1 protein-coding gene is annotated in these 16,206 nt (G+C 72.1%); it reads left to right on the top strand.

The genetic code is table 11. The annotated features are described in order from the left end of the window. The first annotated feature begins 163 nt into the window (after positions 1–163). Positions 164–16,174: a C80 family cysteine peptidase gene (locus tag ABDW61_RS08005; protein WP_343637908.1), complete on the top strand. Its 16,011-nt coding sequence runs from the start codon at positions 164–166 to the stop codon at positions 16,172–16,174. The last annotated feature ends 32 nt before the right edge of the window (positions 16,175–16,206 follow it).

Below are 16,206 nucleotides of genomic sequence, written 5' to 3'. Positions count from 1 at the left end.
CATCGGGCATCCGCGCCATCCGCGCCAGACGCATGGCCCGCGCAGGGCGGTGAGGCGGGCGACACCGCAATCGGAGTCACCCGACGCTGCCGGGGGAACCGATCGGGGCCGCGCCGGGGGCGGTCCACTGAGGCGGACCCCTTCACTCCTCGCCCGTCCCGCCATGGCTCAATCCCCTGCTGCCGCCGCTTCCTCCACGCCCGCCGGCGCCGCCCGCGCGCCGCGGACCCCGCTCGAACAGCGCGCTTTGGCCATCGCCGGCGAGCTGCAATCACGCCTGCAGGGCTGGCGGCTGGCCGTCCCGGGCGCCGCGGACCTGATCAGGCAATGGGCGCCGGGTCTCCAGGCCGAGCTCAGGTCGCGCCACTCACCGAACCTGGTCAACGGCCGGTCCATGGACCTGGCGGTGGAGCGGCTGCTGAGCGGCATGCTCGACGCCTCCTTCGCCGACCTGCAGACGGCCCACCAGGAACTGCTCAAGGCCTTCGGCCACCCGGACGTGCCGCGCGCCAAGGACATGGCGCTGGATGAACTCGAGCGGCTCAAGCGCCAGGTGGCCGCCATGAACGCGCTCGGGCCGGCGGAGCGCGAGACCGCCGACGCCCTGGCCAGCGCGTTCATCGACGCCCTGCGCCAATCGGCGCAAAGGCCGGAGCTGCCATTGGGCGGCCTTGCCCCCGAGCTGGCGGCCACGCTGTCGCGCCTGCACGGGGCGGTCTCCGCGGAGCCCCAGGACCGCGCCGGCGCGATTGCCGCCATGCTCGACGAGGCAGTCCGCCATTGGCCCCGCAACGCGCCGGTGGACGGCGCGCTCGCCGGCTCGCTGCAGGAGGCGCTCGGCCAGCACCTGGACGAACTCGCGATCACGCTGCCCAGCGATGAGCTGAGAGCGCTCGCCTCGCGATTCCTGCAGGCCGTGCTCGACGCCTCGCCCATGGAGCTGGCCCAGATCCATGGCGCGCTGGTCGAGGCCGAGCGCGGGAACATCGCGCCCGCGCGGCTCGAGGACCACGTGGCGCGGGCCTTCGACCGCCTGCTCGACGCGACGGAGAAGGTGCTGCTCGACGCGGTCGACGCCCAGGCCGAAACGCGCACCGCCACCGGCCGCGCCATGGCGAACCTCTTCGCCGACGCGCTGCGCTCGCGGGCGCCGGACCAGCCGTTCACCATCCGGCTCGACGAGGTCTTCATGGCGCGCGAGGGCGCTGCCGGCGCGGATCTTCGGATCCGCTCCGGCCTGCTGCTGACGGCACGCCAGCGGCTCGCGCGCCTGTCGTCGAGCGGCGTGATCGGTCCCCTGCGATTCGTCGCGGCGAAGGTCCCCGGCGAGACCCCGGCGGCCCTGTGGTCCCCCTTGCCGGGCGGCGGCTTCTCCATCGCTCAGGACGCCGCCTTCCAGGCCCTGCGCCACTACGGGTTCGATCCGGAGTCCGACCGGGTGCGCCACGTCGCGGACGAGCTGGACGAGGCCTGGGACGTCTTCGCCGGCGAGGTCGCCACCTACCCGATGGAGGATCCGGCGGACGCGTCACTCTTCGAGAGCCTGGTGGATCTGGCGGCGTCCGTCATCGATGACATCGCGGGGATCGATGCGCTGGAGCGGCCGGAACTCAGCCCCCTGCTCGACCGCGCCGCCTGGCAGGAGCGGACGAGGACGGCCGCGCCGCTGATCGCGGCCCTGCGCAACGCCCCGGGCGCCGATGCCGCGCGGCTGAGGATCGCGCAGGAGCTGGAACGCCTGCTCTCCGGCTCCGCCGGCCTGCTGGAGCAGGCGCTGGCGGCGCAAGCGGCGCTGGCGGCACAGGTGCCGCGGGCCTCGCTGGAGGCTGCGGCGACGCTGCCCGGCTCGACGCACGCGCCTGCGTCGCCCGCCGGCAGTGGCATTTCGGGAAGCGCCTCCCCGGCCTCCAGCGAGAGCTCGGACGGCTTCGACGACTCGCCGTGGAGCCCGCGGCCCTCCGAGGACGCCGGGCCCAGCGGCCCGGCCCGGCTGCCGGCGCGCTGGACCGCGGACGAGACCGGCGCGCTGACGATCGAGCAACGCGCGAGCGTCATCGCTGCCGCGCTGCAGGCGGACACCGCCCACTGGCCCGTCACGATGGCCGGCGCGGACGAGCGGCGCGAGCAACTGCTGCCCGAACTCCGGCGTGCAGCGGCGGCAGTGCTCGGCAAGTTGTCCGAGTCGGCGCGCGACGCGGTGATCCGCCCCATGCTGGAGGCGTTGCTGCACAGATCCCCGCTGCGAAGCCGTGACGCCTATCTGGCGCTGCTCGACGCGATCGACCCGGCGCGCCGCCGGACCCTGGTCGAGCTGGCGGACACCTCGATCACCTTCAGGGCGCTGAAGCAAGTGGTCTGGGACCGCGTGATCCAGTCCGCCGGGCGGGCCTCGCCGCACCTGGGCGTCGCCACCGCGCAGGCCCTGATCGATGTCTACATCGCCGCGCTCGATGCCAGCCCCGGTCAACGGCTCCAGCTGGACATCGACGCCCTTCAGCTGCACTCGCAGACGGCGCAGGCCTCGGCGGGCGTGCGCTTCGCGCTCTACGACACCTTGAATGCGCTCAGCCGCGCCGGCGTGATCGGCTCGGTGGCGACGGCCGGCTTCGACACGGCGGCGACGAGCCGAAGCTTTGGACCCGCCCCGATCGACCCGGCCCGGCCGCTTCGCGCATTGGCGCAGTTGGCGCCGGGCCTGACGCAGACGTGGGATGCCAGCGCGCGGACCGTGGCGCTGGCCTGGGTCCGCGGCGGCGTCCACCGCCATGCGCTGGTGCAGCTCGGCGCGGCGGACGCCGATGCGGCGCTGCTCAGGCAATTGCAGACGCTTGACACCTTGATCACGGCCTACGTCGCCGCGCCCGGCGGCGCGGACCTGGACGCCCTGCCGCTGGTGCTGACGCTGTCGCCGGATCGCCTGACTGACGGCCACGGGGAGATCGCCCGCCTGGGGCCGGAGGGCTGGACCTTCGCAGCGGCGGCGGAAACAGCGGCGAGATCCGCGGCGGCGACGGCAGCGGGAACGGCAGCGGGAACGGTGCGCGCCGGCATGTCCTCGCACATCCCAGTCGCCCTTCAGGGACCCGACCGGGCGGGGAGCGTCGACGTGATGACCTCGCTCCTGCGCGAGGCGGTGGACCGCTGGTCCCCGGCGGGCGCGGCGGGCACGGCCACGGGCACGGCCACGGATACGGCCTCGCACGACGCGCTCATCGAGCGCTACAGCCGGCAGTGGCTCCAGAAATCCGGAGGTCCGGCGTCGGCCACGCTCCATCCGTTCGCCCGGACCCTGCTCGCCGGCATCCTGGAAGGCTCGGTGCCGACGCTGCACCGGGCCTACGAGCTGTGCATCGACAGCGTCAGATCCGATCCCCGCCAGGCGGGCCGGCCGGCGCAGGTGGCGGCGGCCGTGCTGCTGCGGCGCAGGGTCGCCGACCTCGAGGCCCTGATTGCCGCGGAGCCGGACGCGCCCGGCTTCAGGATCCGCGAACGCGTGCTGGCGGCCTTCTACGCCAACCTGTTGGTCTCGTCCGCAGATCCTGCCACCCCGCTGACGCTGAACGCGGACCTGCTGGAAGAGGCGCTGCACCCCGCCGCGGCCCCGAGCGCCCTGGCCACCGCGTACGCGCGCCTGGTGACGGCCATGCGCGACCAGCTCGCGCTGATGACCCGCACCGGCGTGCTGGGCACCGTCCGGTTCCGCGCCCGGGACGAACGGACCGTCGCCTCGGGCGGCGCCTGGATGCGCGACGAGGCGGGGGGGCGATGGCTGACGCCCGAGGGTCTGTTGCTTGAGCGCTGGCCGACCGCCGCCTTCGATCCATCCACGGGCCGGGTCAAGGTGCTGCTGCGCAGCGACCTGCTCGGCCCCTGGACGCGCTACCGGGACAAATTGACGAGCCTGGCCTTCGGCCACGACGAGGACGAGGAGGCCGCCGGCCGGCTCGATGACTGCGCCGAGGAGATCGAGGCCGAACTCGATGCGCTCGTCGACAGGCCGCGACGCGATCGCGCCGCAGGCATGGACGCCACCGCGTGGAAGCGCCGGGTCGACAAGACGCTCGCGTTGCGCGCGGAGATCGCCAAGGGCGGCGCCAGTGGCGAGGTCATCGCGCTCGCGGGCGAGCTGGTGGACGTGGCGCGCCGGGCCGCCGACCAGGCCATGACGCCGGCCTTCCAGTCCGCGTTCGGCCGCGGCACGCTGCCAGCGTTCGAAGACTGGGCCGCGCTGCCGGAGCCGCCGCTCAGGCTCCCTTCGGGCGACGACGATCCGGACTCGTACTCCGACATCAGCGTGGAGGACGATTCGCCGCAGCCGGGCACCAGCGGTGAGCCGCCGCGGGACCAGACGGACGGCGGCCCAGCGCAGGGCGTCGACGCAGCGGAAGCGGCCTCCGGCGCCGAGCCGCCTGCCGAAGCAGCGGCTGAAACGGCGCCCGAGACGGCGACCGAAATGGCGGCTGAAACGGCGGCCGAGGCGCCGGCCGGCCTGCCCTCGGAGGCCGCGCAGGCTGGCGGCCGGCAGGCGCGGGTGGACCGCGGCTCCCTCGCCGCGAAGGCCTTGGTGGCCGCGCGGCTGGATCTGCAGAGCCCCGTCGAAGAGGCGAAGACACGCATCCGCGATGGCGTGATTGATCGCATCCTGGCGCACATGGGCGTCGAACTGGAGGGCGAAGCGCGGCGGACGGTCGAAGATTTCATCGTCCTGCGCCGGGGAAAAGGGAAGCTCGCCGCCCTGAGCTACGACAGGCCGCAGTTCATCCGCCCCCTCGACCTGCTTCTGCTGGACGAGACGCTGGTGCGGGTGCGGGAACTGATCCATCAGCAGTCCGGCGCGGCCGGGTCGCCCAAGCCCTGGACGCCGCTGCACACGCTGCGCTTCATCGAGGCCGACGACCCCACGAGCTGGTCCGGCATGGAGGGCGGCGCGCCGTCTGCGAAGCGGCTGAGCGCCGAACTCGTGCTCATGGCGCTCGAATCCGCGCGGACGAAGCGGCCCATGCCCTTCGACATCGACTTCATCCGCGAATGGCTGCACGACGTCACGCCGGCCGCCCTGAGCCTGGCACGGCCCTTCAAGCGCCTCTTCCCGGCGCTGGAAGCGCTGTCGGACCTTGGCCTGATCGGCAAGCTCGTCCCGGTCTGGCCGCCCGGGGCCGGCCCGGCCGCCACGCCTGCCAACCGCGCGGACAGCGTCCAGACGGTGCGCCAGCTCCTGCAAGCGCCGCCGGATCCGAAGCCCTCCGGCTGGATGCCGGTGGAATGGCCCGAACCGGTGTTCGCCAGGCCGGACATGCCAATGCCCGCCTGGTCCACGCGCAAGCATCTGCCGGACGGGGCACGCGGCAAGCCCTTGTTCAAGCTCGACAAGCAGGAGATCCATGTCTACCGGTACGAGCCGGACGGCAGCCACCAGGATCGCTTCTTCACCGCGAAGCTGGTGGCTCCGCGGGGCGAGTTCGCGGCCGCGTTCGCCGCCGAAGTCGACGAATGGACGCAGCGCTGGAGCGAAGGTCCGGGCGGCGTCGCCATCCCTCGCAGCCGCCAGCCCCGATACCTGCGCGTGGACGACCAGGGCATGCACGTCCTCAATTCGGCTCAGGACCGCTTCTCCATCCGGGTGGCCGAGCGATTGCCGAGCGGCCGGCTGCGGTTCGACCCGGCGGCGATGCGCGTCGTCCAGGCCTTCCTGGACCGCGTCGTGCTCGAGGAACCGCCCCGTCCACCGGTCACGCAGTGGCGCAACGAGATGACGCCCGCCCACGCGGCGGACCCGCGATGGATCAAGGCGTGGCATGCCGTCCGCGACGCCGAGGGCGAGGGCGAGCCTGCGGCCAAGCGCGCGCGCATTGCCGCAGACCACGAGGCGCGCGGAAAGCTGCGGATCGTGCTGCAGCTGGACGACTCGCCGGCCGCCTTCGAGGCCGGCCTGCGCTACGCGACCAAGTACAAGGACAAGGGCGGGGTCGCCTGGGTGCAGCGCGATGCCCGGGGTGGACGCCGGGTGGTCGCCGGCGCGGACCTCCTGTCGCAGGTGGCCGACCGGTTCGTCAAGCTGGTGATCGTCGGGAAGTCCTCCCTCAATGCGCTTCAGAAGACACGCTTGAGCGGCCACGACCCCGCCCGGCTCGCGGAACTGGCCCGCGACGAGGTCGAGCTTCACACCGGTCTCGATCGCGTCGAGAGCGTCACCCTGCTGTCCTGCGCTCTGGAAAGTCCGCTCGCGGACACCTCCTTTGGCAAGACCTTCCGCAGGAATTTCGTCAAGTCCAGGCTGGATCCGTCCTCTTCCACGATCAGTCCCAAGCTCAAGGTGACGACGTACAGCCGGCCAGTCCTCTTCCCGGATCACGATCCGTCGTCCACCACGCGCTACACGCGTCAATGGCCCGGCGGCCCGCTGCGGCACCACGCCAGCGAAACCACCTTCTCGATCTGGTCCGAAGTGAAGCGGGAGGACAAATACCTGGGGGGCGAGCGCCACACCCTCGATGAACCCGCGGACGATCCGGACACCCAGTACGACGGCTCAGCGCTGGACGTCGAGCAGCAGCGCGCCGCCCAGCCGCAACCGGCCCGCAGCGCCGCGTCGGAGTCCGGCTTGATGAAGGTCATTCAGCAGACGCTCGCGCAGGCGGTGCCCGACACCCCGGCGCGCTCGTTCACGCCAGAGCAGTTCCGCGCCTGGGAGCAGATGCGCGACGACCTGGTGCGGATCATCGGCGAGCGCTTTCCGGAGGTCTCGGATGCGTTCATCCGCAGAAGCGTCGTTGCCACGGCACATGAGCTGCTGCTCAGCGGCACGTCGTCGCTGCACCGCATGCTCGACACGCTCGGCAGGCAGCTCGATCTCACGAGCGACGCCAGCCTGCAGGAAGCGGCGCTGACGGACGGCCCCTTTGGCGACATCGATCGCCTGCGCATCGACGAGCCGCTTCGCCAGACGCTGGCCTCGGGCGCGAAGATCCGGCGGCGGACGGCGCTGATGCTGGACCTGCTCGACGTGATGCCGGCGCTGATCGAGGCCCGGCCGGACATCGTGGAGCAGCCGCACCGGCTGGCGGCCGAGATCCGCTTGTGGCGCGCCGCGCTGGCCAGCGGCCTGGATGGGTCCCCGTTCTTCATCGACGCCGACCTGCAGCACAGCCGTGCCGGGACCCCGGCGCCCGCGTCGACGCAGCGCGGCGACGCCCTGCACGCGCTCTACCCCGCACTGAAGCGGCTGGCCGCCACGGGAGAGATCGGCCCGATCCGGTTCATCAGCAGCGATGCGGCCCGGCGCTCCGGGCCGGGCTGGTCGGCGCTGAACGCGCGCTGGAGCGTCACGTCCGTCGATCAGGTGCCGTCGCCATCGCCCGCCGCGGCAGGACGGACGGACGCTGGCCAGCCGTCCTTCCTCGAGGGCCTGCGGCATGCGCCCGACCACATCGAGTGGGACCTCGACCGTGGCGAGGTCCGATTGACGCCGATGCCGGGATCGGACGCGACGGTCAGGCTGCTGTTCCCGGCCTCGCCTGAGGACCGCGGTGCAGCGCGCGCGAACCTCGACACGCTGGGACGGCTGATGACGCGGCTCGGACTGATCGATCTGCCGGCGCGGGAGCTGCCGTCGCGGATCAGCCTCGGCGCGGACCAGTTCAGCGCCAACGGCCTGGTGCTCGCGCGCCGCGATGACTCGGGCCGCTGGCTCATCGACGAGGAGGCGGTGCGGCGTTTGCGCACGGTGATGCCCCAGGGCGAGTCGGCCGCCGCGCTCCCCGACCTCACGGTGCCCGCCAATCAGTGGGAGAACCACGTGCAACTGCCGCGCGAGCCCAGGGTTCGCGCCCATCTCGACGAGGCACGGGAGGCGTTGCGCCTCTACATCGCGGCGCAGGACGACAAGGCGATGGAAGTGGCCGGACTCGCGCTGCTGGAGAAGTACGGGGATCGGCTGGTCTGGGTGAGGATGGCCAAGGACGGGTCCTGGCAGGTCCGCGCAGGCCGGGACCTGGTCAACGCCTCCGCGCCGGAAACCCGCCTGCGCCTGATCGTCGCCGCGCACGGCTTCACCGACCCGCAGACCAAGGCCCGTCTGCTGGGCGGGTTCACGCCCGAGGAACTGGCCCGGGCCATCGGGCGCCTGCTCGGAGCCCTGCGCCCCGGCATGACGTCCCAGGTGGACAGCGTGCGCCTGCTCGGATGCGTGCTGCAGAGCCCGGCGGCGGAGCGCAACTTCGGCGCGGCCTTCGTCGGTGCCGCGCATGACGAGCAATGGTCGCGCCCCGGCATGCGCGCCACGGTGTATGCGGACCGTGTGGGCCCCGACGCCGGCCCCTCCGGTCTGCGCTTCGTCACCATGGCGGACAGGCGCTCGCCCCGGTATCACCGCGCGTCCGGGCGGACCTGGCAGTACTGGGTCGAGGACGGCACGGTGCATCACGCCGACAAATACGCCGATGCCGGCGCCGGCACGCTCGTCCCAGCCATCGACGAGGACCCGCTCACCTTCGGCGGCCCGGACGATCAGATCGCCGCCGCCTCGCCCACCCCGACGGAGACACCACTGTCCGCGGAGACCCTGCGGGTCTACCGGACCCTGGACGCGCTGGAGCAGCTCCCGGCCTGGCAGGGCGACGACCAGGCAGCCACGGCGACTCTCAGAAGGGAGCTCGCCGACCAGGTCTTGCGCGTGCTGGTGGACTTCAATCCGCAGGCCGGCGAGATCCCGGCACTTGAAGCGGGCGTGCTGAAGGACGTATCCGGGCACGTCGCCGCGGGGCTGCTCGGGAAGCCCGGCCGGCTCCGCCAGGCCTACCTGCCCCTCCTGCAGGCCGGGCTCGCCGCTGACGCCGTCATCCTCAGCGACTCCCTCTGGTTTCCCCGCGCCGGCACCTTGCCCCGCACCGAGCAGACGCTGCGCGCCGAGCTGGGCGAGACACGCCGCATCGGAGCGGCTTCCGGCTACTTCGTGGAGGCGCTGCGCGCCGCCCGCGAGCATCTGACTCGGACCGCGGCGGACCGGGGGGCCGGCGTCTGGGAACGCTTCCTCGGCAAGGCGGCGCTGATGCATGCCGCCGTCGGGGCCGCGGCGACGCAGGGCGCGCTGGTGCTCGACCTGTCGCCGGGCGCCCCGGCCACGGACGCGGACATCGAACTGGTCCGCGCCCGCGACCTGCTGCCGCATCTGACAACGCTGGGCGCGAATGGCGGCGCCTGGGAGGCGGCGACCGATTCGCCCTATCTGCGAGGCAAGAAGGTCTTCAAGCGCCTGGACGGCAACGTGGAGCACGAGATCGCGGTCGCCCAGCTTCACCGGTTCGACCTCGGCCCGCCCTTCCGGCATGTGGTCGCGCATGAGCGGGACGGCCGGGTCAGTTGGTCCACGTCGACGCCCGAGGACGTCCAGCGGCATCTGCAAGGCATCCGCGATCTGTTCGACCAGGGCATCGCCAGACTGCGCGCACAGCGGGCCGATCCGGCGCTGCTATCCGAGGAGACGCGGTTCATCAACCGCGCCATCGAGCACCTGCTCTTTCAGCAAGAGCAGATCTTCAGGGCCACGCCGACCTCCGAGGAGGACGAGGACATTCATCAGGCCCAGCGGGATGGCAGCCTCGAGCACGAGGAGCTTCGCGGCCGGGTGATCGCCCGGGCCAGGCAGACCTTCGCGGAACTCAAGTGGTTCACCCTGGCGTCTTCCGACGACCGTCTGCTGGGCCTGCCGCCCGAACTCCCGCGGCAGGCCAGCGATGCCGCGCGCGTCGCCCACGAAAAGATGACGGCGGTGCGCAGCGGCGTGGCGCGCGAACTGGAGCGGTTGCGCAAGGAACTCGCCACGCGGCTGGCCGCGGTGCACGAAAGCGCGGTCGAGCCGCTGCCCAGGCGCCGGCCGCTCGCGGCCCTGGCCAGCAGCGCGCCGCAGGTCGAGCAGACCCTGGACCGGATCTCGGGCGAGATCACGCTGTCGCACCCGCTGCTGGAGCGGCGGACCCGGATCCGGGTCCGCCCGCTGCGCGAGTTCCAGAACGCCGGAGAGCCCGAGCGTCTGGCGATCCTGCGCCAGGACGCCGACATCCGGCAGGTCGAATCGATGCTGCTCCGCTACTTCGAGCCGGCGCGCCGGCCGGGCGGCTCCTCGCCCTTCTTGCTCCCGGACCTCCCGCCGGAGGTGCTGCTGGAGGAAGACACCTTGGAGATCGGCGATCGGATCGTCGCGAACCGGGACACGCAGGCCAACCTCCTGTTGCCGCCGGTATGGATGCCCGATGAGCAGAACCTCGAAGCAGCCAGACGGACGGTGTGGGGAGCCGGCTACGCCCACGCGCAGGAGCCGCCTGCGTTCGAGCCGCCGGAGCCGCTGCCGGAACCGCCCGCGACGGCTCGTCCCGGCCGGAAGAAGGGCCCCGGCCGGGTGAAGGTCATCCTCCAGATGGCCGATGACCGCGAAAGCGCCACGGCCGCCTGGCTGCTGGCCAAGCGCCATGGGGACGCAGCCGTGTGGATCTCGGTGGCGCATGAGCCGATCACCGGTGGCTCGAGCTGGACTTACCGGCGCGGACGCTCCTTGGTGAGGCCGCTGGCGCCGTCGACGGAAGTCGATGTGCAGGTGGTGGGCCACGGCCGCGTGTCGGCCTCGTTTGAGCGCACCTTGAGCGGCTGGACGCCGGACCAGCTTGCCACGGTGATCAACGGGCTGTTCCCGCATTTCCGCACGGCGCCCAAGAGCCAGCGGCCTCAGTTGAAGCAGGTCAGCCTGGTCGCCTGCGACCTGGCCCGGGAGTTGCCCGGCAAGTCCTTCGCGCTGGCCTTCGCCGAAGCGCTCGACAGCCATCCGTCCACACGCGGCGCCCCCGTGACGGCGCGGACCGGACATCTGCACGTCGTGCAGGAGCGCCGCGCGGGCGGATCGGCGCGGATCATCAAGGTCACCGGCCGGCCGGACGCGCGCGGCGGCGGCTTGCGCCACCACATGCCCGGCGACACGCTGCGCATCACGCGCGACCCGGTCAGCGGCGAGCGCATCGTCACCGACAAGTACCCCGGCCCGGCATCGAAGCGGGAGCAGGAGGGGCGATGGACCGCCCCGCCCGAGGACCTCGATCTCGCGGTCGACGTGACCTTGGGAAGCGATCCGGTCCTGGAGGGCGACACGCCCGAGGAACGCGCGCTCAGGGACATCGTGGAAGGTGCGAAGGATCCGCTCGATCTGAACCGGCTTTCGCGTGTCACGGCCGCGCAGGCGCTGCGCGAACTGCAGGCCAGCGGCGCTCTGGAGATCAACGCTGGCGGCGCGATCCGGCTCGACGACGCGCACATGGCATCGCTCATCGCGGGCACCGATGACGCCGCGCGGATGCGTGTCGGCACGGCGCTCCTGCACCTGCCCGAGCCGCTGCTGGATGAACTGCACGCCAACTCGTCGGCACGAGGACAAAGCCTGCTGGAGCAGGTTCGCAAGGCCCGCGCGGGGGGCGCCGACCGCGCCTCGGGCATCGACCTCGAAGCCGTCGGCGGCCACGTCTTCGGCTGGGCCAACACCATCCTGGGCGCCCTGCAGATCGCCCAGGGCTGGCGCCACATGGACGCGGCGCAGAAGGGGCTGGCCGTCGCCCAGACCAGCGGCATCGTGACCACGCCGCTCACGGTCAAGGTCGGCGAGTGGCTCAAGACCTGGGCCGATGACCTCCAGGCGGTGGCCGCCGAGTCCCGCGCCGGCGCGCTGGCCGGCTCGGCGCTGTCGCGCCTGGGCACGGCGCTGATGGCCGGCAGCGCGGATGTCGGCCTGGCCGGCCTGGGCCTGGTGCTGTGCGGCCTGCAATGGCGAGACTTCTGGAAGTCCGGCCAGCCGGTGGGCGGCTTCGCCTACAAGAGTCTGGTGGCGGGCACCACCGTGGCCACGATCTTCGCCATGCATGCGCTGGTGAGCACGGGCATCAACCTGGCGGTCCTGGCCGCCGGCGGCGCCGAGGCCGTCGCGGGCACGTTGCTGGGCGCCGCGGCCGGCGTGATGAGTGCCACGGCCCTGCCCTTCGCCATCGCGGCCATCGCCCTGGCCGGCGCGGTCAACGCCTTCATGTGGGCCGACGAGTACGCCGACTACGTCGACCCCGCCACCCCGGTGGGCGAGGTGATCCTGGGGACGCTGGCCAAGATGCTGGGCTTCGAGACCGACGCGTTCAAGCGCGCCGAAGTCGAGAAGAGCGCCCACGACGCGGCGGTCGCGCGCTCCGCGATGCTGGACCGGCAGCGCAAGGACTTCATGGTCTTCAGGCGCCAGCAGGTCATGAAGTCCGGCACCTACAACACGGTCCGGTATGGGCACCTGCATCACCCGGTCAGCCACACCACATTCCCTGTCCCGGGCCAGGATCCCCCCTACGCCTTCGTCCTTCAGGACCGCAGCCCGTTTCAAGCCGTGCACAGCGGGCAGGAGATCTGGCGCGCGCCGCGCACTGCCGGCGCGGTTCCCCGGATCGCCTGGCTGGGTCTGCGCGGCACGGTCTGGCCGAGCCTGCCGGGGGAACTCGGCGAGCAGCTGTTCGAGGTCCAGGGGACCCGCAGCGAGTATTACGGCGGGCCCAAGCGCGACATCTTCCTGCTGGATGGCGACTCCAGCTCTCACGTCCACGGCCTGGGCGGCGCCGATGAGCTGGTCCTGGACGCCGGCCGGCGCCACGTGAGGATCCGTCCCAACGGCGAGGACCGGTTGCGGTACGCCATCGCCCTCCAGGCGTCCGGCCTGGACGAAGCCCGGCAGAACAGGCTGGAGACCATCGAGTCCATCACCGTGCGCGACGCCGCCTCGGCGCACGTGACCGGCAGCGCCGCCGACGAACGATTCGATGTCTCGGGCCAGCAGACGGACATCGCCGGCGGCGGCGGCCGCAACACCTACGTGCTGCGTCCGGGCAACCGCATCGTCAGCAGCGCCAGCGACGCTGCCATCTGGGGACGCGGCATCAGCGCCACCATCGACTTCGACGGCAAGCCCGCCGACACCCCGCTGCTGCTGCGGGCCGATGTCCTGCACGAGTCCCTCAGCTTCCGCCGCGATGGCACGACGCTGTTCATCGGCAACGGCGCGGACACGCTGACGCTGCTGGACTTCTTCGCCGCCACCGACGCCGCGCCCGCCGCGCCACGAGGGCTCTTCATCGTCGACGCCGTCGGCACGCACCTGACGCTCATCGATCCGCGGAGGCTGGATGGCACGGCGCGCAGCGCCACGGCACTGGACAAGCACCTGTCCTTCGATGCCTGGGCGCCGGAGTCGCGCCGCGCCCTCACCGGCGACCACGCGCACACGCGGCATCACCTGAGCTCGGGCAGCGGCGCCTTCCGCGTCCAGCCGCGCACCGCGATGCCGATGGACATCACGCTGGACATCGACATCGCGCGGCTGCGCTACGCGCGCACGGGCGACGACCTGATCCTCATCGAGACGCCGCCAGTGAATGCGCCCGCGGACTTCAAGCCGCTGCGCCTGACCCTGCCCGGCTACGCGAAGCGGGACTGGGCCGCCTCGCACGGACAGCTGGCGCTATGGGCCCGCGGCGCCTCCGACCAGGCGGCCGTGGTCAAGTTGCTGCATCCCGCGCCAGGCGATCCCGATGAAGGCGCGATGCGGCGCGCTGAACCCGACTCCCAGGCAGCCGGCTCACCGGCGAACGAGCCCGCCGCGGTCCCGGGTCTTGACGGCGCCACCCAGGCCCCCGCCATTGCGGAGCAGGCATCGGACGTCGCCATCCCGGCCGTCAGCAAGAAGAACGGCGCGAAGGTTTACGCCGCGGACGGGAGGCTCCCCGTGCAAGCCACCGCACCGGGCATCCACATCATCGAGTCCGGACCGGCCGCGCCGTGGTCGGCAGCCAGACCGCGCGTGATCCACGTGCGGCCGGACGCGACGGCGCGCATGACGGGCCGCTCGCTGGAGATCACCGCCGGCGAAGGCGCCGGCCGGACCACGGTCCACGTGCTCGACTACTTCCGCGCTCCCGAACACTTCACGTTCGAACGGCTGAACAGTGAGACCGCCTGGGCGATGAAGCAGCTCACCGGCCAGCAGTCGCCACCGCTGCTGCCGCAGAACTTCCGCGGCCTCTGGCTGGGCATCTACGCCGGCCTCGATGCCGATCCCTGGATCGCGCCGCTGCTGTACGCCGCCGGCATCAAGGATCACGCCGCGGTCCGGGCGGTGTCGAGGATCTCCATCGATCTGCGGCAGGAGCCATCGGCCCAGGACGCGCCCTCGCAGGACACCGCGCATGACCTCGCCGCCGTGCGGACCTATCTGCGCCTGAAGGGCCTGAGCGCGGAGGTCGCGAACGCCATCCAGTCCACCACCACGCGCCAGCTGCGGCGCGTGCGGCAGTTGCTCGCTGTGGCCTCGGACGGGCGCACGGCGCTGCCCGCCGCCTTCATCGACGCCTACGCCGCCAGCAGCGTGGACACGCCGCTCAGCGCCTCGCATCACGGCGCGCTGATCAGGTCGCTCGCCGCGCGCACCCTGCCCTGGGACTATGTCGAGGCGGTCCTGAAGCACGGCCTGTCGAGCCAGGCGCTCCTGGCCTTCGAGGCCTGGGCCAGCCAGCATGCCCAAGGCGGCCTGGCCGGCGCGCATGCGATCCGTGCCATGGAGGAGTTCGATCGCCTGCTGGACGGCAGCCACGGCGCGGACGCCGCGATCACGCCGGACACCCGCGCCCTGCTGGCCATCGCGCTGCGGCTCGACGGCCGGCCCGACGATGTGATCGACGCGCTGGCCGACGCGATGGTGGCGGTCTCGCTGGACAGGGACTGGGTCGACGGCATGCTGCGCGCCGGCGTCGACAGCCACGAGGTGCTGAAGCAACTGCGCAGCGCCAAGGTCCCGGTCCAGGACCTGGTGATCGGCAACGCCAACCGCCATCTCTACGAAGGCAATGGCGACCGCTCCTCAGTGATCGAGGTCAGCACCTCCTCCGGACTCCGGGCTCCGCCGGCCTCGGTCACCCGCTATGTCGCCAAGGGTTACCTCGACCTGGGCGACAACGGCAGGCCGACGATGAAGGACGCTGGCGGCCGCTACCACCTGCGTCCCGGCGACGTCCTGGACCAAGGCGGAAACGCCCCGGAACTCGCCGCCTACCGGCACGAGCTGGAACAGACGAAGGCCCGCCTGCGGCGCAATTTCGAGTCGGGCTACACCGGCGGCGAGACCTCGCTCTTCCGGCAGAACTCCTACGACGGCTTGACGTCCTACCAGCGCAAGGAGGACGCCTGGCAGAACTACCTCAAGGAGCACCTGTCCGTTTCATCGGTGATCCGCCTGCTGGACGCCGGCAGCGTCGACGCGGTCAGCACGACGGTGACCGACACCGCCTGGGGCGGCCGCAGCCTCCCCGGCAATCTCGTCGACGGGCACACGGCCGCTGGCGAAGTCACCGCCTGGCGGCCCGCCCCAAGCCCTCTCCCGCTGGAGACGGGCCAGTTCATCCGCTTCGATTTCCAGCACGCCATCGCCGTGGCCCAGCTCAGGCTGCTGATCGCCGCCGACCCGTCGGGACCGGTACCCGACGGGCGGACCCAGGGGAGCTGGAAGGTCCAGGCGCTGGCAGCTGACGGCCAGTGGCTCGACGTGGCGCCCGGCACCGTGATCCGCAATGAAGCCGACGTGATCTTCTGGAGCATCGAAACCCAGGGCCGCCCGCATCGCTCCTACCGGCTCGTGAGCGAGCAAGGCGCCATGCCGGCGGACGTCTGGTTCAGCGAAGTCGCATTCAGCACCGTCGAAGCCGGCGCGGACCCGCTGGTCGCACAGCTGGGGTACATCGGTTACGCCCCGGACGACGCCAAGGCGCTGGTCAAGGCGGGGCCGTCCGCCCGCGCGCGCGCCATCGAATTCCGCCGCAGCTTCGAGGTGGACGACTTCAGGTGGCTCGTCGGCCAGGGCATCCGGACCGAGGAGACCATGCGCCGTGCGATCGAGCTTCGCCGCGGGTCCCGCGAGATGACCAGGGAGAGCATCGCGCGGGAAGTCCTCGAGCGGCCGCAGTCGCCCGCCCAGGCTTCGCGGCAATCGGCCGCGGCGCTGCTGACGCAGGCCATGGCATCGGGGAGCGGCATCGGAACGGCGGGGGCGCCCGCCAGCACGGCTGGCACGCCCGCAGGCCGCGAACCGTTCCCGGCGCTGGTGCCCGCGATGCCCGTCTGACCCCCGCGATCCCCGATGGCGACGGACAACGG

This window comes from Roseateles sp. (assembly GCF_039595595.1).
Lineage (GTDB): Bacteria > Pseudomonadota > Gammaproteobacteria > Burkholderiales > Burkholderiaceae_C > Roseateles.
This window is presented reverse-complemented; position numbering and strand designations above follow the sequence as displayed.